A 25,682-nucleotide genomic window follows, 5' to 3' on the forward strand; every position below is an offset into this window, starting at 1 on the left:
TGTATAGACTGGATTGTCTATCCACAAAGTAGCAGGTATGAGGCTGGCGTATGTGCGCCATCGCGCATATAAGTTCGATTTATGTCAACTTATTGAAAAAATCGGCACTAGTCTTGCTATTACGCAGGATATATCAACCTTGGGCAAGCCGTTTGTCGCACGGCAGACTAAAACGAGTTCATTGTTGAAAAGGAATGGAAGTTAATAGTCGTGTAAATTCATTTTGTATGACGAAATAACATTCGCAAACCACTTTTTCCAGCCCTGCTCTGTCGAGTACAACAATAGCGCCACGGCTATAACAAATCAGACCGGCGCGCTGCAAATTACCTGCCGCCTCAGTGACACGTTCACGACGCACTCCCAGAGCATTGGCAATTCTCTGCTGGGTAATATTCACCGACTCTGAAGATAGCCTGTCCAGGCTCAGCAGCAGCCAGCGACATAGTTGCTGCTCTACTGTATGATGCAAATTGCAAATGGCCGTCTGCGTCATTTGCGTGATGAGTGCCTGCGTATAGCGCAACAAGACCCGCAACAAAGGACCCGCGCGGTCAAATTCCTGCTTTAGCAACTGCCCCTTGAGCCTATAGGCAAAACCAGCGCTTTGTACAACTGCACGGTTAGGTGTCGTGTCCCCTCCCATAAACAGGGATATGCCAACCACACCTTCATGGCCAACGGCAGCAATCTCGGCAGACACGCCATCCTCCAATACATAGAGCAATGAAACGATGGCTGACGTAGGGAAATAGACGAATTGCTGACGCACTCCTGCCTCATACAAAACATCACCAACAGCCATGGAAGTCAGTTCAAGCCCACCCGATAGTGACGCAAACTCCGCTACTGGCAGTGCAGCGAGCAGATGATTATGCATAGGACTGGGGGAAGTGTGCATTAACGTTTTTGGCCTCAAAATTCCACCAGAGATTTTGTCACACAGACAAAGCCGGGTAGCGGAGCGCAAGCCTATCACGCCATGCAAAAATTTTATGCGCGCTTGCGCACACATATCACCAGGAATAAGTGATTTATCGAAATATTATCTGAAACACCGCAAGAAACAGGTAATTCATCAAGAAAACCTAGATCATTTTTAGTTCAACTGAAGAGCAAAAGCGGTCATAGAACTGGCGCTCAAGCCTCACGGGATCTGTTCAATTTTCTTGAAATAGTATGGAATGACAACCCAATAAAGCGACGTCATCTGGATAAGAAACTGAGAAAGCAAAAAGCCCGGTAATTAACCGGGCTTTTTGAAGCTAAGCAATTGATTTTCTTAGCGAATTCTGGGGTGACCGATGGGGTTCGAACCCACGACAACAGGAATCACAATCCTGGACTCTACCAACTGAGCTACGGCCACCACTGTATCGAGCACAAATATTGCAGTGCAAGAGAGCTACGCATTATACGAGGAATTTGGCTTGCTGGCAATAGCATTCTTGGTAATCCCGTTCATTGCCACTCAAGCCATCAACTTCACAAGCCCTCTCGACACCACGTTACGGCCTGCTGAACACGATGGATTGATCAGAATTTGCCACCACTTCCAGCGCCCTCACGCTGGCGCCCCATACCGCCTTTGCGCTGTGGAGCCTCGCCGCTATCCGGGCGTTTGGCCTTGGGCGCGTCTGCGGTGGCGCGCAAGGAAGCATTGATAAACAATTGCAGGGTCTGACGCTGCTTGTCATCCAGCGCATCGTTCAGGGTCAGTACCAACTCGCGGATTTGCTTGTTTTCTTGCAATGTAGTTTGCTCTTCCTGCTCTATCTGCGGGTTCAGCTCACGCAATTCGATATTGCTTTGCTCCAGCCGCAACTCCAGCTCGGATTGCAGGCGATTACGACGGACATCGCGCTGATGTTGCATGGACGTCAGCTTGCTTTCCGTCTGCTGCCATAGCAATTGCTGATTGTCATTCAGGTTCAATTCCTTCTTCAACTCCCCTGCTTTGGCGAGTAAATTATCCAAGCGCACTTCCATGACTGGCGTTGCATGTGCGAAGGAGGCAAACAGGGTGAAACAAGCGAATAAAGCTATTTTGCGTAAGTTGATAGTGTGCATATCATTCCTGCCAATAAAAGTAGCGGGCATAAAAAAGCCCACGCAAATAAATGCGTAGGCGAAATCTCACTGAGGTAGTGAGTTGAAGGAGCGTGCAATGAAACATAATCAATATATTCCGACAAGAACCCAACTCCACCATGTATTACAAATTCTTACGAATACTCGGGTTTCATTTACAAATTAGCTCATGTATCAGACTTGAACTTTGACTCTCAAACACATTCAATCATGATCATGCAGCAGAGGCTTGCACTTCTTGCCCGCGGTCGAAGGTAGTTACACTTTTCATGGCTAACGCAGCCTCCAGCAGCAACTCTGGCTGACCAGATGCAAGTCTTTTACTGTCTGACAGTATCTGGCGAAAAACACGCGCACCGACCAGGCCCATCATCAGTCCCAGCATGTGGCGGATCACCGTATTCAGGCGCAGGCCTTTGCCGCCATTGCCATACAATTCCAGTTGTTGATAGATGTAGGGAATCATGTGCTGCAGAATTTCTTCCCTGCTTTTCACCGGCGTAGTATCACCATAATAGCGCTCGTCAAAACTCGCCATGAAATAGGGATTGTGATAAGCCTCACGCCCTATCATGACTCCATCTACATGTTGCAGGTGCAAATCCATGTCTTCGAGGGTTTTGATGCCGCCGTTCAAAATGATTTCCAGATCAGGAAATTCTTTTTTCAGGCGATACGCATAGTCATATTTGAGCGGCGGAATTTCACGGTTTTCTTTGGGCGACAAACCCTTGAGTATCGCATTGCGCGCATGAACAATAAAGGTCTTGCAGCCGGCATCAGCAACGGTGCCGACAAAATCACGCATGAATCCATAAGAATCGACTTCATTGATGCCGATGCGATGCTTGACTGTGACGTCGATAGAGACCACGTCTTTCATCGCCTTGACGCTGTCAGCAACCAATTGCGGCTCTGCCATCAGGCAGGCACCAAATGCCCCCTTTTGCACACGCTCAGACGGGCAACCGCAATTCAGATTGATTTCATCATAACCCCATTGCTCACCAAGCTTGGCGGCATGCGCGAGATCAGCAAGCTCACTGCCCCCTAGCTGCAGGGCAACCGGATGCTCACCAGGATTAAATTCAAGATGGCGTTGCACATCACCATACAGGAGTGAGCCGGTTGTCACCATTTCGGTGTACAACCAGGTATTGCGGGTGATATGGCGGTGGAACTGGCGGCAGTGCCTGTCAGTCCAATCCAGCATCGGGGCTACACTAACAGTTCTGGGGGCTTTACTGGGGTTTTCTCTATGGAGAACGTCATTTCTTACGGCTTCAATCTTATTTAAACTTAATCAATATTATGCTATTTTACGCGCTCATTACGGAGAAATTACGGATTACGGAGCGGGTATGGCATCAATACGGTTACGGAATGGATCATGGGTTGCGGATATTCGCCGCAAAGGTCATAAGTCTATCAGCAAATCGTTTGGGACAAAGGGTGCTGCGGAAAAGTGGGCCAGGGATATTGAGACCAGAATTGACAGCCTCCAGTTTAAAGATGCCCGTAGCCTGGCACACGTAACACTTGGGCAGCTAATAGATCGATACGTCGAGGAAATTGGCGCAATCAAGCCATTCAGAAGAAATAAGGCCGATGTATTGAGAGTCTGGAAACTTCGGTTCGGTGACAGGCCGCTCTCAGAATTAACCGGCGACATGCTGATTGAATGGACCAGGACAAGGGCGAGAACAGTAAAAGGTACGACCATCGCAGTCGAGCTTGCCTATCTTGGCGTCGTACTGACAACGGCAAAAGAGCTTTGGCGCATGCCCGTGGACACGGATGTTGTTCAGTCTGCACGCACCAGCCTCAGATATTTAGGTGTATCAACCAAAAGCAAAGAACGAGAGCGCCGACCAACCACCAAAGAGATTGACGATATTTGTCTTTATTTCACCACAAAGGTACGTCAGAAGGTACCAATGGAACCCCTGATACTTTTTGCCATTGAGACGGCCATGCGCCTGGGAGAAATTCTCAATCTGAAATGGGATGATTTAAACGAGGCAGACCGCACTATTATTATTAGGGACCGGAAACATCCGACAGAGAAACAGGGGAATGATCAAGAGGTGCCGCTACTGGGTGATGCATTTAAAATAATTAAATCGATGCCCAGGACAGATGATAGAATTTTTCCAATCGCTATCGGGACGCCCAGCAGCTTGTTTCCCCGTGCCTGCAAGGAATTAGGCATTGTTGACCTACGGTTCCACGATTTGCGACACGAAGGAGTAAGCAGACTGTTTGAAAAAGGCTACTCCATAGAGCAGGTAGCACTGGTATCAGGCCACCGCTCCTGGAAGATGTTAAGCAGGTACGTGCAGTTGCGAGCAAAAGATTTGCATCGCGCTTAATTACTCGATTGAATTTTGTATTTGCTTAACGTTGCGTTTAAGCCACTAAAACGACTGCAAACTATGATTAAATATTGATGTGCAGCAACAATTTAATATAGGGGGTTGGTATGTTGAAGATTGGAATGGCTGGTTTTTTGGGTGGTTGTGTTCTGCTATATCAAGTAACGGCATTCAGCACGATTGTATCCCTAGAGAAAAGCAAGGAGGATTGTGTAACAGCCTTCATTGATGCAGCCCACAAGGACGTATTCGCCCACCAATTAGGCACACAAAAAGCTTTTAATGAGGCCAAGGAAGACATGGCACAGGCAGAATTAAAGTGCAAGGCCATGGAAAATAAGGCCAAAACCATCGCAAAGGTAATGCAGCTACCTCAATGACACCGGCAGTCGTTTACCCATTTCGCTATGTCATCAGCTACTTTAAAGCCAGCGCCTCTGCACTGGCTTTAAACGCAAATTTTTCATTCTGATTGTCAGTGATAATTATCATCCAGGATTGTGTGTATTCGACGTGATAGTCACCTGATTGGATTCGCTCAAAGCCACTTAGCATGAACCTGTCTGCCCTGATCCATACTAACTCAGGCTCATACAGGTATTCGCTCCACTGTTGAATCGAGCCATGCTTAAAACATGCCAGGCGTAAAGTTCTAAATCTGACCTCATCTTTTGGTGCCTCACCCATTGATAGTAAGCCATATCTAAACTTACTTTCTATAGTATCCCTGTCCTGGGCCACGCCCATGCAGCGCATTTTTGATACTTTCACATTCATACAACCATCCTGCAATTACTGTACATACAATCAGTATCAACTAACTTTAGAAAGTTGTCCAAGACTTAGCCAACATGAGCTGCTGTGAGTTGTTACGCTGAGATGGTTAAATTTCTTTTCTTATTGATAATGTTTTGTGGCGGATGATATTGTTTGTCAATTGTTTAATTGAGAAAGGATTTCACAAATGACACAGGCAATGATGGACGACACTTCGGATAAAGTCCGCCGCAACCTTGTAGCTTTTTGCACCGCAATTTTGATTGCATTTTTCCTTGGCATCAAAATCGAAGAAGTTCAGCCCTTACTATTAAAAGCCAACATAGCCAATAAAGAACGGTTATGGCCTGTGCTGCTTGTAGTTTGGCTGTATTTGTTTTATCGATTCAAAGTGTCTAAATCCACACTGGAAACGTGGGAAGTATGGAAGGCAAAGAGACGCGAAATTTTCCATAATATAAAGAGACATGACTCCAGAATCATTATAGAAAAATATCTCTACGACCAAAAAACCTACTTGGGCTCTGTGATGTTCACACCATTTGTGAATAGCTCATGGAAACCGTTACCGGAAAAATTCAAAGTAAAAGCAGTTTCGTTCGATAGCGATTTTGATTCGCGGTTAAAAAAAGACTACATCGATAACATAATAGTAAATATAGAATTTGATGGAATTATAACCGTGGACGTCGAAGCGGAACTTGCATCGCATATCACATCGGCCTTTGAAACTTCGCTACACAATACCGGCGACTATAAATCGAGTAGGACACTATTTTTTCAAACAACTGCGCATGTAGTATTTTCAAAGTACACTTTTTATACTAAAACTTTCGCATCGTTTCTAAAGTCGATTTTTAATTGGGAATTCAGTGAGGTAGTTTTTGGCTATCTGATAGCCACAAGTGCCGTTGCAGTCATTGTCTATAAACTGCTTTAACCAAAAACCCGACCATAGATTAAAACGACTATGCCACCAGGTGCGCATCGAGCATAGTCGTCAATGTCTATGGGATCCGGCAGGCATAGCCATTGACGACTATGCTGCAGGAACTTTCCATTCTTAGCTTGCCTGCATAGTCATCGATAACTATACTGGCCGACATAGTCATTTATATCTATGGTGGGCCTGCATGGGGTATTTGGGATCAAAGGCGGCAAGCGGCGCGTATCAGGTAATCATTGCCAATATGCCGCCGCACGACACGTATATTGAAACGCATTTAGGAAGTGGCGCTGTCATGTCTCGCAAGCCAGGTGCAAACCGGTCTATCGGCATTGACATGGACCAGGCCGTCATTGATCTATACCGCAAAGACAATCCAGGCACTGAACTGCACCAGGGCGACGCCCTAACATACTTGAAGCAGTTTGACTTCACTTGCGCCGGTCGCGTGCTGATCTATGCAGACCCGCCCTACTTGCTGAGCACCAGAACGTCACGCCACCGCTACAAACATGAATACACTGATGACGACCATAGGGAACTGCTTGCCGTTCTGCGCGGGCTTTCTGAGGCCGGTGCGGCTGTGATGCTGTCGGGTTATCCGTCAGCGCTTTACGATACGATCTTAGAGGGATGGAGGTCAGTAGAATTTCAAGTGATGACGCGAGGTGGGCCGCGCACTGAGAAACTATGGATGAGTTTTGATGCGGGTGCTGCGCACTGGGCGACGTACGCGGGAGAGGGATTTGCTGAGCGCCAGAGAATTAAGCGGAAGGCGGCTCGATGGGCAGATAATTATAGGGCATTGCCACCAGGAGAGCGCCTGGCCATACTGGCAGCAATGCTTGAGGTGAGCGGCACATAGTTGATTTTGACTATGGTCGACGGCTGAATTCCCTTTTAAAAGAGTCCTACTGGATCACTTGCGCGATCCCATGAATAAATAATCACTTCCAACCTGTCCACGGCCTTACCGCCACCCCCGACGCTATACTTTATCGGCACAGTATCGATCTCAAAGTCCGCAAATATGCGACGGATATCCGGGTGATCGTTCAGGCTGATGATGGCCTTGCCTTTTAACGTCTTGAGCGTGTCGGCCATCAGTTCATATTGCTCGATCCCAAAATCCACACCGTAGCCTTCCGTTTCCCAGTATGGCGGGTCCAGGTAAAAGAACGTGTGTGGCCGGTCATAGCGCAGCATTAGCTTGTGCCAGTCCATGTTTTCGATATAAGCAGAAGCCAAGCGGAGGTGCGCTGCAGAGATGTTTTCTTCGATGCGCATAAAATTCAATGGAGGGGCCGTGGTGGCAGTCCCCCATGTCTGGCCGTCCACTTTGCCGCCAAAAGCATGCTGCTGCAGGTAAAAAAAGCGTGCTGCCCGCTGAATATCGGTAAGTGTCTGTGGCGGGGTTTCCTGTTGCCACTTAAACACATCCCGGCTCGATAGTGCGTACTTGTATTGGCGCACAAACTCTTCCATGTGATTCTTGACGACCCGGTACAGGTTGACCAGCTCGCCGTTGATGTCGTTAATGACTTCGACTTCAGCCGGTTGCCGCATGAAGTACAAAGCCGCCCCGCCCGCGAAAACTTCAACGTAGCAGCTATGGGGAGGGAAATTAGGGATCAGCTTGTCGGCCAAGCGACGCTTGCCGCCGATCCAGGGAATGATAGGCATTGCCATTGAGTAAACCTTATTGATTGTGCTAGACTTTGCCCGCCTCGCGAGGTGGCAGAGCCTTGCTCGGTTCACTGTGCATGCAGTGGATTGAGGCCGGTATAGGTTGTTCGCGCAACTTACTCCGGCGCTCTGTTCTTTTTTGCTTTGTGCAGACGTCTGCACTATTCCTGTGGGGTATTCGTTACCACCTGGAGCTTTTTATAAAAGTCTCGCAGCCCTAGCGCTTGCTCACGCCAGGCGATGCAACTGGTTGCATTGTGCGCAGTTGTTTCTGCAACGTCAGTGAGCGAAACTCCGGCGGGTTCTCGGTCAGCACTGGCGGGAGGTCCGGTATCGTTACCCGCCCAGGCGGCGTTGTAGTTGCGCACGAAGCCAGCATTGATAACGCAAGCAGCACTATCACTGGCCGTAACAAATGCAGGCGCATCTTGTTCATTTTTTTCCCCTTGTTCATACACTTCTATAAAACGGTCTTTATAAACCGTTTGCGTTTCGGTCACGACTTTGGTTTGTGCCTTGCCGATGGCAACAGTCTGGCTGGCCTGCTTGGAGATGTAATCGTTATGGAATTCACCGGCGACGCGCTCGCCATGCAATTGACCGAGCAGGAACATGGCACCGGCTATAACGGCTACAGCAACCAGGCGTAACCAGCCTGGCACTACATAAGAAAGCAGGCTCATAGTCGCCCCTCATATTTGGGCATCCGGGCAAACACTCTGGACGGATACCGGCTGTTGATCGTGCAAAAGTCTTCGCCGTAGCCCTGCACCTTTACACGTGACTGCGGACACTGTCGCTCAAGGTGACTGAACCACTTGCGCGAATCACAGCCAGGCGTGACATCACACAACTTTATGCGCTTGCTGATGCTGCCGGGGCCGCCGTTGTGTATGGCGGCAGCGCATGCCTTGACATCATCTGGGCCATCGAGCAGAACACTGCAGCGCTCATCACTCAGGTGTGTCTTGATGACCACTGCCCGCAGCTGGTACTTCACTGCATAGCAGTCCTTCCATGACCACCCAGCCAGTGATGGATGCAGCAACCGGGTCTCTGCCAGCGCATCAAAGCGTGTGGAGCCATCTGCATTGATTGCCCGCGTGAACTGGCCCAGGCCGCAGCCCAGCTCCCTCGATGTCTTGAGGGTAGCGCCAATCTTCCAGAGGCTTTCTTGTTCAATCAGCGCCGGGAGGAATGCACGGGGAGCCAGATCAGGCCAATACTGATCTATCTCAACCTTGAGCGATGGCAGCAGCTTCTCAGCATCGCCAGGCATTTTCTGCGCTATGGCTGGCACACACAAGGCCAGCCATAGCAAAAAAGCGCCCAAAGGCGCTATAAAGCGGTTCACAACACCCCCGCATACAGGTAGATGAATGCGCCAAGCCGTACCGCCCATTTGAACGAGTGCGCACAGTATAGGACTGCCAGGGAGAGCGGATGCGCCAGCTCATGCACGTCATGTACTGCATCTTGTTCATCCACCCTGGGTGACACTGCAATACGAAGCCACATGATGGATATTTCAGCCCAGGCCAGCACTGCGGCTGCCGTCATGCACTTCAGTACATCACTGTGGCCGGTTACATGTGTCAGGGGCCGCATGATGGCAAATGCGAGAATTGTCAGGGCAAAAAAAATCGCGGTCCTGGCCGCGAGTCGCTTAATGGTGTTCATGATTACCTTTCAAATTTAGTTTGTGATTTTGATACCTTTAACCGCACCAGCTGCTGCGAGGCCAACCAGGAAAATAATGATTGCTTTCCATACGACTGACCAGACGCCCTTGCCTAAATCGCTATAAAAGCGATCTACGATGCGGTTTTCCAGGGCGTCCACTACTGCCTTTACATCTGCATCTGTTAAAAGCCGGTCGTCATTGTCTGGAGGCATTCGCAGTCCTTTCTTTCATTAATCAGACCGGAAGTCAGCAGCGCATAGAAGGAATTTGGATCAAAGCGCCAGGGCTGATTAATACCAAGGGCAGCGCCTACTGCCTCATTGCAAAACCATTTCCCGTTGTCGTCACCTACCGCGCTGACCAGAAAATGAAAGTTCCCTTTCAGGTCATATTTGGCCCCCAGGTGTTCGCGGAACCAGCGCAGTGCGCCTGGTGCCAAGCTGTCTGGCACATTGACAAAGTCCCAGCGCTGGCTGTCGAACTCGATGTACTTCAGGCGCACGCCGCCATCCATGAAGGATGACGACGCGCACATGCAGTCATCAAAGACCAGCTCACAGTGCGAGTACGGCCCCTTGGTCCACCAGCGCACCAGCCGGTTATATATCCCGGAAAAGCCAGGGCGAGTACCCCTATAAAAAGCAACATGCATATATCACCTACGAAAAGTAGAGTTTGCAAAGCGCCAGATTTTCTGCTGCTGCCACTGGCGTGGTTAAGATACTTGTCTTAAGTGATGGCGTGACAGCCGCAACTTTTGACATGATGTAATCCAGGGAAGTACCTACCTCAGGATTTGTTAAATCAATCCATTTGCGCACTTGGGCATCCTTGATGATGGCTTGCACACCAACATCCCCGAAGTCAGCACCGCCATCTTGGCCGCACCAAATCGATCAAAGAATGGCCCAATATCGATCAGCTTTGATGTATCAGGCTGCGCTAATGGAATACCGCTATCGATTACAAACAGTTCAATTGACATGTCAAGACATCCTCATGTAAAGGGGTAATCCCTGATTTTGTGAATCAGCAAACAGGGCAATGTGGTACCCACGCCCGTAAGCCATCGTGTAAACATCCACCACAGCACCGGAGCCTTGCACGCCAATAACACGACCACCATTTGCAACACATGTGGCTATCGTTGAATGCGTCACGGCTGCGGTTTTTGGAGTCCATGTGATGCCATCTGGCGACGTATAGCAAGATGTGGTACCTGCCCTGGTAAGCAAAAACATACCGCCAGCAAAGGTGAGCGTTTTTGTTTCTGAGACCGAGACCCCCAGATTGCGCGGCGTCCAGGTGATGCAATCTGGCGATGTAAAAGTATTACTTGTCGAACCACCGCCGTTGTCACGGGCATTGACTACAAACAGACCCGCGCCATAGGCGCAGTTTTTGGCATATTGGTTATAGGACTGAGGCAAAGTGCGTGCAGTCCAGGTCTGACCATGATCAGCAGAAGATGCACATACATTCGAAACGTTCGCATTTGGAGTTGCGAGTATCAAGCCACCACCAAAACATAGGGATGCCCAGTTTTGTGAGGATGGCATTGTACTGGGCGACCAAGTAAAACCATCTACAGAATAAGTACCCACCGTGCTGGGGCCGCTGCTAACAGCCACAAAATTTGTGCCATCATGAATAACGGATTGCCAGGCCTGTGCAGCAATCGTGCGAGGTGCCCAGTTGACGCCATCAGGTGATGTCGCGCACACGCTGCTGCCTACCGCCACGAACAAACCAGCACCATAGGTAATCGCCAGGTAACTGGTTGAAGGCAATGTGATTGGTGCCCAGCTATTACCGTTGTCATACGATATCTGCCCTGTTGCACTGCCGTTCTGGATAGTGACTGCAATACCACCGCCTGCCGCAACGGCACCCCAGTTGCCGGACGGGATGATCTTTGTCGTGTCGCTGAAGCTATTTTGCAATGGCGCTGCCGGGTATGACCCCGCAGATGCCAGCACGCCAGTCTTCAGATAATCGCAGCCGTTCAAGGTAACCAAATTAGCAGTTTGACTTAATGGTATGACGCTACCAATCTGCACCGTATTTGCAACACTGGTAGGAGCCACCAGCGCCGATGCTCTTGCATCCTGTATTGAAGTAATGCCAGTCGCTCCAGTGACAATTTTAGCGATGGGATACGATCCTGAAGAAAACGCAACCGTATTTTTAGATACGACACCCGCAGACGAACATTCAATATAATTCGTTGCATTTGCCGATAACGTCAGCGTCCCACCGACTACTGACACGGTCAGATTGTCATTTCTGACAATACCACCGAAATACCCATAAACAAGACCTGTAGTCGTAGATAGGTTTTGCCCAAAATCTTTAACAGCGGGCGCGCCACCTACTGCGATGCTCCAATTATTTCTTGTACCTCCTCCTTTATAGGCATAAACATAAACATCCAATTGACCCGTAGTGCCGTTGTACGCACTGATCTGTGCGTCCATACTGTTATCAGTGGGTGAGGCTGTATCGCAAATTGAAAGCCACAGCCCCTTACAAAGCGACTTTCCTGTTTGAATGGAGAAAGTCATAGGGCCAAGCGCAAGAGTATTGGCAGTTGTGCTTGTGGCCGAAGTACCAGGAGCGCTGACCGCAGTAGCTGCTGCAGCAGTAGCAATACCGGCCTGCCCTGTTGCATTTGCCAATGCATCATCGACCAGACCCTGCTTGATAATGATGTCGCTATGTCTGTCAATGATGTTGGTGTGCCTGGCAACCACATTTGTCTCAAGCGCATTTGCTTCTGTAATGAACAGACTCAAAGCAGTCATAAACAAATTATTTACTCTTGCTTTGAAATCAGCCGCAAATCGATTTAATGGTTCTATAGGCGTCATGTAAGCCCTTCAATTTCAATAGATAAAAGATACTCAGTTGGATAACTGACCTCAATGGTGGCATCGGTGAAGTAACCGTACTGCACCATAGGCTCATAGCCGATTTCAGCAACGCCGATGTAAGCGCATGGGATGGATGTCAGCGACATCAGACGGCGGTAGATCTTTTGCCAGTCTGCTTTTTTGATAATGACTTTCAGGCTCTGACGCTTGCTGACATCACCCTCTTCGACGTCCCAGTTACCCCAATCATCACGCTTTTTCTTACCAAAAAACATGATGCCGACAGTCGAGCCGAATTTCGACTCGCCAATCTCTATTACCTCTCCTGGTTGCGTTACACCGCAGCTCACGCTGCCAGATGCGCTAGTAATGGTTATGGTCAATTCACCGGTAAAGAAGTGTTTACCCTTGAAGAAATCGCTTCAAAACCAAGTGCAGACGAAACAAGCATTGCCACACCTCGTACAGTCACTTCCGGCAATGGCACAGTACTCACTCAAAAAAATAACGATGCTTACCTGGAAAAACTCAGGAAAGAAGACGAACTCAAAGAACGCGCAACTAAAGAAACCCGCTACCGTGTGGAATTGTACAAACGTGTCCGCCAGCGCGGCTTCAATGGCTTCAGCCTGCAGTCTCTTCGCGCATTCGTAAAGCAAATGCTGACTGACGCCAACGACTACGAATTGAACGATGACGTCTTTAAAGAACTGCCCGGCATCTACCCGTTTATGGACAACTACACCCGTGAAAGTGCTTTTGAATTCATCGATAACGCGCCCCTTGATGTAGTCCAGCTCGTACTGGTGGACTTAGTCTTGTCAGATTCCCTGCTAGTTGATCAATGGGGTATTCAAACAATCGGTGACGGTGACGATAGCTTCATGACTGTTGAAGCAATAGCCAGGGCTGAAGGCATTGATCCAGCCCAGGTACGCGCAGAACTGGAGAAACCTGTCGAGCCTGAACAAGAGCCAGAGCCTGTACAAAAACCGGCAAAGCGCGTCAGGCCAGCGAAAGCAGCTACAGCCCAGGAACCCAACCAGGCCAGCAAGGTGCAAACAATCACAACGGTAGATGATGCACCCAAAACCACAAAAATCAGAGGGGCCAGGCCAAAGGCGAAACAACCTGAAGCAGTACAAAGCCCTGAATCCGATGCAGAGCCAGATAACCAGGATAAGGAACACCCAGTAATAAGCCCCAACACTTCCTGGCCTTTCCCGAAAGGAGCAAAATAATGAAGCAATGGATTCTACGTCACCTTAAGTGGTGGATTGCAGGTAAAGAACTGCATGAAAAAAATGCTCTAATTGCCCTGTTAAAGGAAGAGTTACACGATGCAAAAGAGTTCGCGTTTGAAAGCGGGCTTGATGCCGCAAGGAATGGACCTCACACGCTTTTTGTCCATGAAGACTCCGATCTTGATGGACTGGAAGGCGATGTACCACTTTGTCATTTTTATTTTTATTCAGATTCTGGCGATAGCTCTGTCGGCATTCCAGCCAGGCATTACTGGGCATTATCAGACGATCAGACCGGCACAGAACTGGAACGAATTTTAAAGCAACTGCATCAAAAAGAAGCCGACTTGAAGCAACAGAAATCAGCCATGCGCGATTTAGAGATACAGGTCAAGAATGCCAATGCTGATGCCGACATGTACGCAAATGCCTGGCAGCGAGAGCTTGCTGCCTTCGATGGCACTATCCGCAACAAGCGCCACCACATTGACGCAATGGTATGTACAACTCGTGAGTTAGTCTTGAAGTTGCGCACCGCTAAAGCAGAAATCAATGCAAACAGCTTTAACTTTGTACAGCATCTAAACCGCCAGAAAGCATTTTCTGAAAACACTTTTGGACCCGGCCTGCGCACCAGCATGGTGATTGACCACATCATCAAGGAACTGATTGAGATAGAGGCAGCGCCGAGAGATATCACCGAGTGGACAGACTTGATTCTGCTTGCCTTGGACGGTGCTTGGCGAACTGGAGCAACGCCCGAACAGATTGGAGAAGCATTGACGCAAAAGCTCAGCAGGAACGAGCAACGCACCTGGCCGAACTGGCGCTCGGCTGACCCAGACAAAGCAATTGAGCATACTAAGGAGGCAAATTAATGAATGCCGAGTTCATGTTACTGGCGATCTATAACAAGCCGGTTTTAAGTCTTGAAGAAGTCTGCCAGGTCGTTGGCGTCGGTACTAACACCGCTTATGTCCAACGATCAAACGGCACGTTCCCTGTCCCAATGTCAGGAAAACCACTACGGGCAGACATACGCGATGTTGCAAAATACCTCGATAAAGTACGCGAAACAGCAGCCTAAAACCACCAACCTTATCAATCAAAAAGCCGCAAATCGCGGCTTTTTTTTCGTCTCAAGCTAAAACTCATTACGGAGAAATTACGGATTACGGAGAGACTTTCATAGGAGAAAAGTACCTTATTCAGTCCAATCCAGCATCGGGGCCACGGATACGCGGCGTGAGGGTAGTGCTTTTGTATTCACAATAAAACAAGACAGCAATTTACGATACCGTATTGTACCTTGCCATTGGAAAATCGCCTTTAACTGGAGCTCAAACTCACGACAACAGGAATAGCTATCCTGGACTCTATCAATTAGCTCAGCAGCAAAGAAATCAGGCTATTATTCAAACTTCTATGAAACTTTCACCAAATTCTTATCACGCTTTAAGCGCACGCCTGTGCTGAGTCCCTTCGCCGCGTCATGAACAGCATGCGGCTGGGTGCAAAGATTTTTGCTGTATGCCAACGCCCCTTGGCCACCAGTACAGCCTCCCCTGCCTTCATGTGTATATGCTGAACCGCATCGTCGACCTCTATAAGAAAATCAGCGAGACCAGATAGTAAATAGACGAATTCGTCTGCCTGTGGATGCATTTCCCAGCTGGGCCAGTCTGAATCGCAACTGAACTCACTGATCAACCAGTGTTTTCCGAAAGCTTCAATATCCGACTCAGGCAAGCTCCAGAATGCCGGCCCTTCAGTCAAAACGGTGGCCAAGCCATCTGCAGCCAGTGCAACATAAGTTTTCTAGGACTCTATCTTCATGCTTAGCCTCCTTAAAGAATATGGTTCTTCCGCAAGAAACAGGCTATCCGCCTTCGAGAGAAGAAAATTCACATTACCAATTAGGCAATACTACATCAATAAATTCAATGAAGCTCATTACAAGAAAAAAAGTATGCAGAGTGCGAGGCAATTAACGATGACAGTCGCAACAAACGCCAACCTGAAAGAAGATTTGATGGTTTTGTGGTGAAATATTTTTTGCGCCAACATGGCACCCGGCCAGCCGCAAGCAAGGCCACATAATAATAAAGTGCGCTCAGAGATTCTTGAAGCACTCTTGCGTGCCGCCATTTTATCGAAGCCATACATGAAAAATACAATGAGACTCATGACGACATAAAGAACGCCAACACCAGCCCACAGTAGTTTATGAACGTCGTGCAACACAGAAAATGCTTCTGTCATTTGTTTGAAAAACCGCGCCAGGCAAGGAAAATGGAAGATGCCGGATTATTGCAGACCAAACATCGCCAGTCCATTCTTATAGGCGATGCGCTCTGCCACATCTGCTGGCAACTCACTGAGCATGCGGCGATAAAAGGCGATCAATTGCGGCACTTCATCCCAGCGTGATGTGACCCAGGTATCGGTGCCAAGCACGAACCTGTCGGGGTAGCGCAAAAACAGGCGTTTCCATTGCGGATTAAGACTAGCGTTTTGCTCAAGATCAGAACGGAAAGACAGCTCACCAACCAGATTGGGATATTGCGCAAACACGGCTTCGACTTTATCCGGTGAAGTACTCATGCCGATATGTGCCCAGATCAGCTTGACGCCGGGTGCGTGCTGCAAAATACGCTCTATTGCATCCTCATCGGAATGGGCATGCAACCACAAATCACGGGCCTTGGCCAGCCTGGCAATTTTTGCCATATAAGGTGCATCAGCATCCTTGCCGAAGATATGGAATTCACCTATGCCACGATAAATACCGCGCTGCAGTTCTTTTTCTACAAAGCGTTCTATATCGGGATTGGCAAACCAGTCATGCCTGTCAGGCTGTACTCTGTAAGGACGCAAGAAAGGGACGATCTTGATATCAGGTGCATTTTGCGCAATCAAATCCAGCGTGCCATCATTCGGGCGACTGGTTGCCAATACGGCCCGTATACCAAGCTGTCGCCACAAGGCGATGACGCGTTGTGGTGACCAGGTATTGCGCGCCTCGATGTTGTAATGCATGTGGGCATCAAATATGGGCAAAGGTTCTGCTGCTGATGCAATAGCCGAAATCATGACCAGGGAGCAGGTCAATAAGAAACCCTGTAGTAGTCTTTTCATAGCCATGCTCCCTTTGCCAAATTTGATACCTCTTTTGAAGCAAGAATACACGCTATGAAACAAGCGTCAACGCTCTGATTACAACATCCTGGCAATCAAGGCTTTTTCATGCCTGGCATCCAGCGGAATACGTACCTTATGCCCTGCCCCGCCTATGATGTTCAGTGGCTGATTATCGGTATTACGCATCTCGGCCAGCCTGATCATTTCATTGCCATTTGGTGAAATGATTTCTATCTCATCGCCAACAGCAAAGCGGTTTTTAACTTCGACTTCTGCCCAGCCATCTGTCACTTGCAAGACTTGCCCCACATACTGGCTGCGGTGCGCCTTCGACACGCCCTCCATGTAATTTTGGTGCTCTTGTGTATGATGGCGCTGATAAAAACCATCGGTATAGCCGCGATTGGCGAGTCCATTCAACTGACCCAGCAAGTCAGTGTTAAACGGACGACCAGCGACAGCATCATCTATCGCACGCCTGTAGGTTTGGGCGGTGCGGGCAACATAGTACAAGGACTTGGTGCGCCCTTCGACCTTCAATGAATCGATGCCAATTTTTGCCAGACGCTCTACATGCTCAACAGCGCGCAAGTCTTTTGAATTCATGATGTAGGTACCATGCTCATCTTCAAGTATGGGCATGAACTGACCTGGTTTACCACTCTCCTCTATCAGGTAAGGACGATCCGCCAATGGATGGCGTGGCATGTCGCCCATGGCAGAAAAAGATTGATTGGCTTCTTCCAGCGCCTGCTGGTAATTGAATTTGATACTTTCAACCGGGATGCGTGCCAGATCACCAGTTTCATTTTCTGCCGCATTTTCGACCTTATAGTCCCAGCGGCAGGAATTGGTACAGGTACCCTGGTTGGGGTCGCGATGATTGAAATAGCCAGACAACAGGCAACGCCCTGAGTAAGCTATGCACAGAGCGCCGTGCACGAAAACTTCCAGCTCCATATCCGGGCATTGCTGGCGTATTTCCTCTATTTCATCGAGCGACAATTCACGCGACAGGATCACGCGGGTCAGGCCCATCTTTTTCCAGAATTTGACATCGGCCCAGTTGACGGCATTGGCCTGTACTGACAGATGTACAGGCACTTCTGGCCATTTTTCACGCACCATCATGATCAGGCCGGGGTCGGCCATGATGAGTGCATCCGGCTTCATGTTGATGACTGGCTCCATGTCGCGCAGATAGGTTTTGAGTTTGCTATTGTGCGGGAAGATATTGCTGGCGACGAAAAACAATTTGCCACGCGCATGAGCACCATCTATGCCCTGCTGCAATACATCGAGGGTAGAGAATTCATTATTGCGGGCACGCAGGCTATAGCGTGGCTGGCCTGCATACACTGCATCGGCACCAAAGTCGAAAGCGGCATGCATTTTTTCCAGCGAACCGGCGGGCAGGAGAAGTTCCGGGGATTTTATTGCGTTTTTTACTGAGGCGACAGACATGGCAGGGGAATCCGAAAAGAAAAATGTCTGCGATGATAAGCCCCTGCCCTGTCAGCTCAAAATTTACTTTTACAGAATTTGATGCAGATCAATCCCGGCGCATGTCAGTCAATTCATTGAAAACCAGCGCAGTCAACACAATAGCCCCACCTATCATGCTCGATTGCGCGGGCACCTCACCTGCCCCCAGCCAGGCCCAGATCGGCGCCAGCAAAACTTCAAGCAAGGACAGTAAGGCGATCTCTGGCGCAGACAGGCTATTGGATGCCTTGACCATCAGCATACAAGGCAAACCTAACTGAAAAAATCCCAAAATCGCCAGAATGGCAATGTCGTGCATGGAGGTATGGAATGGCCAGGCCAATGGCAACATGATCAATGCCGACAAACTGCCGCCAACAAACACCGCAGGCACCAGATCTACGGCATGCCCGCCTTTTTTCAGGATGATGACGTTGATAGAAGATGCAAACGGGATACCCAGCGCGATCAGCATACCTGCCAGGCCGCGGCTATCCACCTCGGTCAAACTGCCAGCAAACATCCAGCACATACCCACACCTGCGGCGGCAATTGCCCACCAGGTACGCGCGGGTATATGCTGGCGCAATATCATCCATGCCAGGAAGGCAGTGAACAAGGGTGTCAGGCTTTCCATGATGGAGGTATTGGCGACCGTGGTCATGGTCAGGGCAATCATGAAGCAGCTATACATGGTGGCCCACATACAACCAGACAAAAAGCCTATCTTGCCCAATAATTTAAGGCGCGGTATGAAGGCCCATTTGTATTGTCTGAGCATGACGCCTGCAATAAAAACTGCGGCAAAAAAACTGCGCCAAAAAGTAACTTCAAAATTACGTGCCACTTCGAGGTGACGGGTAAATACACCGGCAATACTCCACAAAGTAGCAGCACAAATCATCAGCATCACCGCTTTGCGGTGAGACATTTTATTTTGCATATGGGTCCAAATAAAAAAACCCGTTTGACCCTGACCAGACTGGCTAGAGCAAAACGGGTTGATTTTCATGCGGCAGTACTAGAACACTAGCCGCCGCATTAGTCAGAGCAGATCACGTTATTCGCGTGATGCTTTTTTACGTTCGTGCTCTTTCAGGAAACGCTTGCGCAGACGAATGCTCTTTGGTGTAACTTCTACCAGTTCATCATCATCAATAAACTCAACCGCGTATTCCAGGCTCAACTGGATAGGTGGCACCAGGCGTACCGCTTCATCCGTACCGGAAGAGCGAACGTTGGTCAATTGCTTGCCCTTGATCGGGTTCACAACCAGGTCATTGTCACGGGAATGGATACCGATGATCATACCTTCATACACTGGGTCATTGTGGCTGACGAACATACGACCACGGTCTTGCAATTTCCAGATAGCGTAAGCAACTGCGGCACCATCATCTTGCGAGATCAGTACGCCATTGCGACGGCCACCGAGTTCACCTTTGGAATTGTCGACTGGTGCGTACTCATCAAACACGTGGCTCATCAAGCCTGTACCGCGTGTCAGTGTCATGAATTCGCCCTGGAAGCCGATCAGACCACGTGCAGGAATACGGTATTCCAGACGGACACGACCTTTGCCGTCCGGTTCCATGTTTTGCAGGTCACCACGACGACGACCGAGTTCTTCCATGACGCCACCCTGGTTGACTTCTTCTACGTCTACTGTCAGGTTTTCATAAGGTTCGTGGCGTTCGCCATCCACCATTTTAAAGACCACGCGTGGACGGGATACCGCCAGCTCAAAGCCTTCACGACGCATGTTTTCGATCAGGATAGTCAGATGCAACTCACCGCGACCAGAAACTTCGTACGTGGAATCATCGCCTTCAGCCTGCACAACGCGCAAAGCCATATTGGATTTCAATTCACGTTCCAGACGGTCACGGATTTGACGTGTCGTCACGAATTTACCTTCGCGACCAGCCAGTGGAGAGCTGTTAACCATGAAGTTCATGGTCAGAGTTGGTTCATCAATCTTCAACATCGGCAAGCCTTCTGGCGTGTCCGGTGCGCAGATGGTGGAGCCGATACCGATTTCTTCGATACCATTGATCAGGACGATGTCACCTGCCAGTGCCTCATCAACCAGAACGCGGTCCAGGCCTTTGAAAGTCAATACCTGATTGATACGTGCCTTGGTTGGCTTGTCATCAGGGCCATTCATCCAGACCACATCTTGCAAACCTTTTACACGACCACGCAGGATACGGCCAACGCCGATTTTACCGACGTAGGAAGAATATTCCAGGGAGGTGATCTGCAATTGCAGAGGACCATCTGGATCATCTTCACGCGCAGGAACGTGTTTCAGGATAGCGTCAAACAATGGTTCCATATTGCCATCGCGCACAGTGTCTTCCAGGCCAGCATAGCCCTTGAAGCCGGATGCATACACGATAGGGAAATCGAGTTGCTCGTCAGTTGCGCCGAGTTTGTCAAACAGTTCAAAAGTCGCATTAACTGCTTTTTGTGGATCAGCGTTTTCACGGTCGATCTTGTTAACGACAACGATAGGTTTCAAACCCAGAGCCAGCGCTTTACGCGTCACGAAACGTGTTTGCGGCATTGGGCCTTCTTGCGCATCAACCAGCAACAAAACGCTATCTACCATGGACAGAACACGTTCTACTTCACCACCAAAGTCAGCATGGCCCGGTGTATCGACGATGTTGATGTGTGTGCCTTTGTATTCAACAGCACAGTTCTTGGACAAAATAGTGATACCGCGCTCTTTTTCGATATCATTCGAATCCATAACACGGGCATCAACCTGCTGGTTGTCGCGGAAAGTACCGGACTGACGCAATAACTGGTCAACCAGAGTGGTTTTGCCGTGATCGACGTGAGCGATAATGGCGATGTTACGAATAGCGCGTTTTGAAGTAGACATGATAGCGTTCTTATTGGGTAATTCTATGAGGTAAATCGGATAACCTGCGATTATAACATGTTGCAGCGCAAAAGTAGAAAAACTCCTATTATTTCAAGGAGTTGCTACCGCGCGATGACACAATTAATGTTCAGTGGCAATCAGGCGCTCGGGCGCGAGTATGCCGTATTCCTGCAACTGGGCAGAACCCAGCAACTGCCCATCTGATTCACGATAGACGCGAACGCGGCCAGTTTCAATGGGCAGTGTGACTTCTTCTTTATTTAATGCCAGCCGCTGGCCGTGCAGGAAGCGGCGCGACAGTTCACCTGTGAGGTAAACAGGATCAAAGCTGGACAACAAGGCATCAACCGGGGCAAGCAATGCCAGACGCTCTGGTTCTGGCAAGCTTTCGAGATGCTCCAGAGTAATGGATTTCTCCAATACCAGATGCCCCACACCGATACGGCGCAATTCCTTCAGATGTGCGCCGCAACCCAGCATTGCACCGATGTCCTCACCCAGCACCCGCACATAAGTACCCTTACTGCATTTAACCTTGAGGCTCAAGAAAGGCGCTTCGTAAGCCAGCAACTCCAGTTCATGAATGGTGACACTGCGCGCTTCACGTTCCAGCGTGATACCAGCGCGTGCGTACTCATACAAAGGTTTGCCATCACGTTTGAGCGCTGAATACATGGGCGGCACTTGCTGTATCGGGCCAGTGAATTGCTGTAAAGCATGCAGGATTTGCTCAATGCTGACCGCTACCGGCTTTTCTTCCAGCACTTCACCTTCTGTGTCCCCGGTTATCGTCGTGACGCCAAGGTGTACCACCGTAGTGTAGGTCTTGTCCGCTTCGAGTAAATCCTGGGAAAACTTGGTAGCTTCACCAAAGCACAGAGGTAGCAAGCCGGTAGCAAACGGATCGAGCGTGCCGGTATGTCCCGCTTTGGCGGCATTCAAAAAACGCTTGGCCTTGATCAGGGCGTCATTACTGGAAAAACCAACCGGCTTATCCAATAGCAATACACCGTGCACAGGCACACGCTTTCTTTTAATCTGCGGAGTCGTCATGTTGTCAGCAGCCCGTTACCAGGCTGCGCAATGTATCGTTCAGGATTTATTCTTCGCCATCGTCTTTGGCGCGGATGGCATTGGCTTCATCTATCAGCTTCGACATGGCCATGCCGCGAATGGTGGATGTGTCGTGCACAAAATGCAGTTGCGGCAAAGTATGGATGCGCAGACGCAAACCCAGTTGATTGCGCAGGAAGCCAGCTGCCTTGACCAGGGCCTCAACAGTATTCTTGACGGCCACAGGATCATCTACCAGGGTAGTGAAATACACTTTTGCATGGGCGTAATCGGGAGTCAACTGTACTTCAGTCAGCGTGATCATACCTACACGCGGGTCTTTCAGTTCAGACCAGATGATTTCTGCCAGGTCTTTTTGAATCTGGTCTGCTACACGCAGGCCCCGACCAGGAATATTTTTGCTATGTTTTGCCATAATTTTCTTACATCTCCATAAACCACAACCCCGGAACTAGTCCGGGGTTATCTTGAGTTACAGAGTACGTGCTATCTCTTGTACTTCAAATATTTCAAGCTGATCGCCAACCTGAATCTCGTTGTAGCCTTTCAGTGAAAGACCGCATTCCAGACCGGCTTTGACTTCTTTGGCATCGTCCTTGTAACGCTTGAGCGAATCCAGCTCGCCTGTCCAGGTAACCACGTTGTTGCGCAGCAAACGAACAGAAGAGGTACGCTTGACCATGCCATCGGTAACCAGACAGCCGGCAATCGCGCCAACTTTGCTGACCACGAAAACCTGGCGAATCTCGACCATACCTATGATCTGTTCGCGCTTCTCTGGGGCCAACATGCCGGACAGGGCTGCTTTCACTTCATCTACTGCATCATAAATGATGTTGTAGTAGCGGATGTCAACGCCGTTGGACTCTGCCAATTTACGGGCAGACGCATCAGCACGGGTGTTGAAGCCAATGATGACCGCTTTGGAAGCGACCGCCAGATTGACGTCGGATTCGGAAATACCACCCACAGCTGCATGCACGACTTGTACACGCACTTCGCTGGTCGACAATTTGACCAGGGATTGCACCAGCGCTTCTTGCGAACCCTGCACGTCGGTCTTGACGATAATAGGCAGGTTCTTGACTTCGCCTTCGCCCATGTTTTCGAACATGTTTTCGAGCTTGGCCGCTTGCTGCTTCGCCAGTTTGACGTCACGGAACTTACCTTGACGGAACAAGGCGATTTCACGCGCTTTGCGCTCATCTGCCATGACCATGACTTCTTCACCAGCGGACGGCACTTCGGTCAGGCCTTGAATCTCTACCGGGATGGACGGACCAGCCTCTGAAATATTCGCACCATTTTCATCCAGCATCGCACGGACACGGCCATAAGAGGAACCAGCCAGTACCACGTCACCACGCTTCAAGGTACCGGACTGCACCAGGATAGTGGCAACAGTACCGCGACCTTTATCCAGACGCGCTTCCACGACCAGACCTTTGGCAGGTGCATCTATCGGCGCTTTCAGTTCCAGCACTTCAGCTTGCAACAAAACGTTTTCCAGCAGGGAATCTATACCCAGACCAGTTTTTGCCGACACTTGCACGAAAGGTGAATCGCCACCGTATTCTTCAGGCACGACGCTCTCAGCGATCAATTCCTGGGTCACGCGGTCTGCATTACCACCTGGTTTATCAATTTTATTGATAGCAACTACCAGAGGCACACCAGCTGCTTTAGCATGGGCAATCGCCTCTTTGGTTTGCGGCATGACGCCATCGTCTGCTGCCACGACCAGAATAACAATATCCGTCGCCTTGGCACCACGGGCACGCATCGCGGTAAACGCTTCATGGCCTGGCGTATCAAGGAAAGTGATCATGCCACGCGGTGTTTCTACGTGGTAGGCACCAATATGCTGGGTAATACCACCGGCCTCGCCAGATGCGACTTTGGCGCGACGGATGTAATCCAGCAAGGATGTCTTACCATGATCAACGTGACCCATGACAGTGACCACAGGTGCGCGCGGGAAGGATTCATATTCGCCGTGCTCTGTGGCATCCGTCAACATCGCTTCCGGATCATCCAGTTTGGCAGCAAAGGCTTTATGGCCCATTTCTTCGACCAGGATCATTGCCGTTTCCTGATCCAGCACCTGGTTGATCGTGCACATCTGACCCAGTTTCATCAAATGCTTGATGACTTCTGATGCCTTGACCGACATTTTATGCGCCAGCTCTGCAACCGTCAGGGTTTCTGGTACGAATACATCTTTGACGATGGCTTCAACCGGCGCCTGGAAGTTGGATTCACGGTCATCATGATGACTGTTGCGGCGACCTTTAGGACCGCCCTTCCAGCCATCACGGCCACCAGAAGTATCACCACGTGTTTTCAGACCGCCGCCACGTTTTTTGGCAGCGTCTTCTTGCCAGGTTGATGACACATTGGCAGATTTGATTGCCTTCTTGTCGCCAACAGCTGGTTTTTTCTCGTCTTTTTTCTCGACTGCTGCACCAGGTTTTTTCTCAGCCACTTTTTTATCAGCAGGCTTGTGCAAAGTACCTTCAGCAACCTTGGGAGCCGCTACAGGAGCAGGTTCCGCAGCTTTGGCAGGGCGACGTGCCGCGTTCATCATTTCTTTGATTTGCGCAACTTCATCAGCCACAGCTTTCCTGGCTTTTTCAGTAGCAGCAGCACGCTCAGTTGCTTCTTTCGCGTCAGCGGCGGCTTTTTTCTTCGCTTCTTCTGCTTCGAGACGTTTTTTATCTTCGTCAGCAGCAGCTTGAGCAGTTTGAGCGACCGGCACAGGTTTTACCTCGGCAGGCTTGGCATCTGCAGGCTTGGCGTTAGCACTCGCATTAAGCGCCTTGGCGGCAGCAGCAGCCTGCTCAGCCTTGACGCGTTCAGCTTCTGCCTTGGCAGCCTCAGCCAGCTCAGCTTCACGCATGGCTTGCGCCTGGGCTTCTTTTTCTGCTTCGAGCTTGGCCAGTCGTTCCTGCTTCTCCAGCAATTCAGCCTCCTGACGCGCGATCAGCTCAGCTTCGCGACGCGCCTCTTCGTCAAGGCGAGCCTGCTCAGCAGCATCTACTACAGGTGCAGTTGTCTGCGCTTCATCTGCGGGAGCATCGTCACGCTTGACGAAAGTACGTTTTTTACGAACTTCAACCTGAATGGTACGAGACTTCCCAGTCGCATCGGCTTGCTTGATCTCGGTCGTTTCCTTACGAGTCAAGGTGATTTTTTTCTTTTCGGTGTCCGCAGAAACGCCATGGGAACGACGCAGATGCTCCAGCAATTTATCTTTGTCTTCCTTTGTCAGCGAATCTGACGTCGAGCTCTTACTGACGCCCGCCGCACGCAATTGCGTGAGCAGCAAATCTGCTGACATCTTTAGCTCGGTGGCAAATTGGGCTACGTTGTTACTCGCCATTCAGTCCTCTTTTTCTATGTGCGCGTTA

The 25,682-nt window shown here is 49.7% G+C and carries 29 protein-coding genes and 1 tRNA gene; 7 read left to right on the forward strand and 23 right to left on the reverse strand.

Annotated features, from left to right (window positions below):
• Window positions 1-178: 178 nt before the first annotated feature.
• The 4 genes from UNDKW_RS14495 to dusA all read right to left on the reverse strand — a co-directional run bounded on the left by UNDKW_RS14495 (window position 179) and on the right by dusA (window position 3,379).
• Window positions 179-901: a Crp/Fnr family transcriptional regulator gene (locus UNDKW_RS14495; protein ID WP_162059264.1), complete on the reverse strand. Its 723-nt coding sequence runs from the start codon at window positions 899-901 to the stop codon at window positions 179-181.
• A 392-nt stretch (window positions 902-1,293) separates the two neighbouring features.
• Window positions 1,294-1,369 (reverse strand) — tRNA-His (locus tag UNDKW_RS14500).
• A 167-nt stretch (window positions 1,370-1,536) separates the two neighbouring features.
• Window positions 1,537-2,070, reverse strand: a complete 534-nt coding sequence (locus UNDKW_RS14505) for a hypothetical protein (RefSeq protein WP_162059265.1) — start codon at window positions 2,068-2,070, stop codon at window positions 1,537-1,539.
• A gap of 235 nt (window positions 2,071-2,305) precedes the next feature.
• Window positions 2,306-3,379, reverse strand: a complete 1,074-nt coding sequence (gene dusA / locus UNDKW_RS14510; protein ID WP_255431553.1) for a tRNA dihydrouridine(20/20a) synthase DusA — start codon at window positions 3,377-3,379, stop codon at window positions 2,306-2,308.
• 73 nt (window positions 3,380-3,452) lie between these two features.
• On the opposite strand from dusA, the gene UNDKW_RS14515 reads away from it, so the two are divergent.
• Both UNDKW_RS14515 and UNDKW_RS14520 read left to right on the forward strand, forming a co-directional pair.
• Complete coding sequence (locus UNDKW_RS14515) at window positions 3,453-4,463, forward strand: site-specific integrase (RefSeq protein ID WP_162059267.1); 1,011 nt, start codon at window positions 3,453-3,455, stop codon at window positions 4,461-4,463.
• Window positions 4,464-4,573: 110 nt separating this feature from the next.
• Window positions 4,574-4,846: a hypothetical protein gene (locus tag UNDKW_RS14520; RefSeq protein ID WP_162059268.1), complete on the forward strand. Its 273-nt coding sequence runs from the start codon at window positions 4,574-4,576 to the stop codon at window positions 4,844-4,846.
• 37 nt (window positions 4,847-4,883) lie between these two features.
• Here UNDKW_RS14520 and UNDKW_RS14525 read toward each other — a convergent pair whose 3' ends face one another.
• Window positions 4,884-5,243, reverse strand: coding sequence for a hypothetical protein (locus UNDKW_RS14525; RefSeq protein WP_162059269.1), 360 nt, complete (start codon window positions 5,241-5,243; stop codon window positions 4,884-4,886).
• A gap of 187 nt (window positions 5,244-5,430) precedes the next feature.
• On the opposite strand from UNDKW_RS14525, the gene UNDKW_RS14530 reads away from it, so the two are divergent.
• The gene (locus tag UNDKW_RS14530) at window positions 5,431-6,183 is read left to right on the forward strand and encodes a hypothetical protein (RefSeq protein ID WP_162059270.1); all 753 of its coding nucleotides are present in this window, start codon (window positions 5,431-5,433) and stop codon (window positions 6,181-6,183) included.
• A 193-nt stretch (window positions 6,184-6,376) separates the two neighbouring features.
• Window positions 6,377-7,054 (forward strand): DNA adenine methylase, encoded by a 678-nt coding sequence (locus UNDKW_RS14535; RefSeq protein ID WP_162059271.1) that lies wholly within the window; start codon window positions 6,377-6,379, stop codon window positions 7,052-7,054.
• A gap of 35 nt (window positions 7,055-7,089) precedes the next feature.
• Here UNDKW_RS14535 and UNDKW_RS14540 read toward each other — a convergent pair whose 3' ends face one another.
• The 9 genes from UNDKW_RS14540 to UNDKW_RS14580 all read right to left on the reverse strand — a co-directional run bounded on the left by UNDKW_RS14540 (window position 7,090) and on the right by UNDKW_RS14580 (window position 12,815).
• The gene (locus tag UNDKW_RS14540) at window positions 7,090-7,878 is read right to left on the reverse strand and encodes a DNA adenine methylase (RefSeq protein ID WP_162059272.1); all 789 of its coding nucleotides are present in this window, start codon (window positions 7,876-7,878) and stop codon (window positions 7,090-7,092) included.
• 158 nt (window positions 7,879-8,036) lie between these two features.
• Window positions 8,037-8,558, reverse strand: coding sequence for a hypothetical protein (locus UNDKW_RS14545; RefSeq protein WP_162059273.1), 522 nt, complete (start codon window positions 8,556-8,558; stop codon window positions 8,037-8,039).
• Entirely contained in the window at window positions 8,555-9,229 is a 675-nt protein-coding gene (locus UNDKW_RS14550) for a hypothetical protein (RefSeq protein WP_162059274.1), read from the reverse strand. Before UNDKW_RS14550 ends, UNDKW_RS14545 begins: the two co-directional genes overlap by 4 nt.
• A complete protein-coding gene (locus UNDKW_RS14555; RefSeq protein WP_162059275.1) occupies window positions 9,226-9,555 on the reverse strand; it encodes a hypothetical protein in 330 nt (109 codons plus the stop codon). Before UNDKW_RS14555 ends, UNDKW_RS14550 begins: the two co-directional genes overlap by 4 nt.
• A gap of 15 nt (window positions 9,556-9,570) precedes the next feature.
• Window positions 9,571-9,771, reverse strand: coding sequence for a hypothetical protein (locus UNDKW_RS14560; RefSeq protein ID WP_162059276.1), 201 nt, complete (start codon window positions 9,769-9,771; stop codon window positions 9,571-9,573).
• Window positions 9,741-10,211 carry a hypothetical protein gene (locus UNDKW_RS14565; protein ID WP_162059277.1) on the reverse strand — a complete coding sequence of 157 codons (471 nt, stop codon included), beginning with the start codon at window positions 10,209-10,211 and terminating at the stop codon, window positions 9,741-9,743. Before UNDKW_RS14565 ends, UNDKW_RS14560 begins: the two co-directional genes overlap by 31 nt.
• A 7-nt stretch (window positions 10,212-10,218) precedes the next feature.
• On the reverse strand, window positions 10,219-10,407 hold the full coding sequence (locus tag UNDKW_RS14570; RefSeq protein WP_162059278.1) for a hypothetical protein: 189 nt from the start codon (window positions 10,405-10,407) through the stop codon (window positions 10,219-10,221).
• A 138-nt stretch (window positions 10,408-10,545) separates the two neighbouring features.
• Window positions 10,546-12,429, reverse strand: coding sequence for a hypothetical protein (locus tag UNDKW_RS14575; protein ID WP_162059279.1), 1,884 nt, complete (start codon window positions 12,427-12,429; stop codon window positions 10,546-10,548).
• Complete coding sequence (locus tag UNDKW_RS14580; protein ID WP_162059280.1) at window positions 12,426-12,815, reverse strand: hypothetical protein; 390 nt, start codon at window positions 12,813-12,815, stop codon at window positions 12,426-12,428. Before UNDKW_RS14580 ends, UNDKW_RS14575 begins: the two co-directional genes overlap by 4 nt.
• A 15-nt stretch (window positions 12,816-12,830) precedes the next feature.
• Here UNDKW_RS14580 and UNDKW_RS14585 point away from each other — a divergent pair, with 15 nt between their 5' ends.
• The 3 genes from UNDKW_RS14585 to UNDKW_RS14595 are packed head-to-tail and all read left to right on the forward strand — an operon-like array spanning window position 12,831 to window position 14,763.
• Window positions 12,831-13,673, forward strand: coding sequence for an Mtc1 family protein (locus UNDKW_RS14585; protein ID WP_162059281.1), 843 nt, complete (start codon window positions 12,831-12,833; stop codon window positions 13,671-13,673).
• On the forward strand, window positions 13,673-14,554 hold the full coding sequence (locus UNDKW_RS30455; protein ID WP_232063389.1) for a dATP/dGTP pyrophosphohydrolase domain-containing protein: 882 nt from the start codon (window positions 13,673-13,675) through the stop codon (window positions 14,552-14,554). Before UNDKW_RS14585 ends, UNDKW_RS30455 begins: the two co-directional genes overlap by 1 nt.
• A complete protein-coding gene (locus UNDKW_RS14595) occupies window positions 14,554-14,763 on the forward strand; it encodes a helix-turn-helix domain-containing protein (RefSeq protein ID WP_162059282.1) in 210 nt (69 codons plus the stop codon). The genes UNDKW_RS30455 and UNDKW_RS14595 overlap by 1 nt, the downstream gene beginning before the upstream one ends.
• 368 nt (window positions 14,764-15,131) lie before the next feature.
• Here UNDKW_RS14595 and UNDKW_RS14600 read toward each other — a convergent pair whose 3' ends face one another.
• The 9 genes from UNDKW_RS14600 to infB form a co-directional block, all read right to left on the reverse strand.
• Entirely contained in the window at window positions 15,132-15,464 is a 333-nt protein-coding gene (locus UNDKW_RS14600) for a cupin domain-containing protein (RefSeq protein WP_232063390.1), read from the reverse strand.
• Window positions 15,465-15,629: 165 nt separating this feature from the next.
• Window positions 15,630-15,938: a DUF1294 domain-containing protein gene (locus UNDKW_RS14605; protein ID WP_162059283.1), complete on the reverse strand. Its 309-nt coding sequence runs from the start codon at window positions 15,936-15,938 to the stop codon at window positions 15,630-15,632.
• A 45-nt stretch (window positions 15,939-15,983) separates the two neighbouring features.
• The gene (locus UNDKW_RS14610; RefSeq protein WP_162059284.1) at window positions 15,984-16,814 is read right to left on the reverse strand and encodes an amidohydrolase family protein; all 831 of its coding nucleotides are present in this window, start codon (window positions 16,812-16,814) and stop codon (window positions 15,984-15,986) included.
• A 78-nt stretch (window positions 16,815-16,892) separates the two neighbouring features.
• Complete coding sequence (gene yegQ, locus UNDKW_RS14615; RefSeq protein ID WP_174247593.1) at window positions 16,893-18,281, reverse strand: tRNA 5-hydroxyuridine modification protein YegQ; 1,389 nt, start codon at window positions 18,279-18,281, stop codon at window positions 16,893-16,895.
• An 88-nt stretch (window positions 18,282-18,369) separates the two neighbouring features.
• Window positions 18,370-19,233 carry a DMT family transporter gene (locus UNDKW_RS14620; RefSeq protein ID WP_232063391.1) on the reverse strand — a complete coding sequence of 288 codons (864 nt, stop codon included), beginning with the start codon at window positions 19,231-19,233 and terminating at the stop codon, window positions 18,370-18,372.
• A 129-nt stretch (window positions 19,234-19,362) separates the two neighbouring features.
• On the reverse strand, window positions 19,363-21,195 hold the full coding sequence (typA, locus tag UNDKW_RS14625) for a translational GTPase TypA (protein WP_162059286.1): 1,833 nt from the start codon (window positions 21,193-21,195) through the stop codon (window positions 19,363-19,365).
• A gap of 123 nt (window positions 21,196-21,318) precedes the next feature.
• Entirely contained in the window at window positions 21,319-22,251 is a 933-nt protein-coding gene (gene truB / locus UNDKW_RS14630; protein WP_162059287.1) for a tRNA pseudouridine(55) synthase TruB, read from the reverse strand.
• A 46-nt stretch (window positions 22,252-22,297) separates the two neighbouring features.
• Window positions 22,298-22,687, reverse strand: coding sequence for a 30S ribosome-binding factor RbfA (rbfA, locus tag UNDKW_RS14635; RefSeq protein ID WP_162059288.1), 390 nt, complete (start codon window positions 22,685-22,687; stop codon window positions 22,298-22,300).
• 57 nt (window positions 22,688-22,744) lie between these two features.
• The gene (gene infB / locus UNDKW_RS14640; RefSeq protein WP_162059289.1) at window positions 22,745-25,654 is read right to left on the reverse strand and encodes a translation initiation factor IF-2; all 2,910 of its coding nucleotides are present in this window, start codon (window positions 25,652-25,654) and stop codon (window positions 22,745-22,747) included.
• Window positions 25,655-25,682: the final 28 nt, after the last annotated feature.

It is taken from the genome of Undibacterium sp. KW1 (genome assembly GCF_009937955.1).
In the GTDB taxonomy this organism is placed as follows: domain Bacteria; phylum Pseudomonadota; class Gammaproteobacteria; order Burkholderiales; family Burkholderiaceae_D; genus Undibacterium.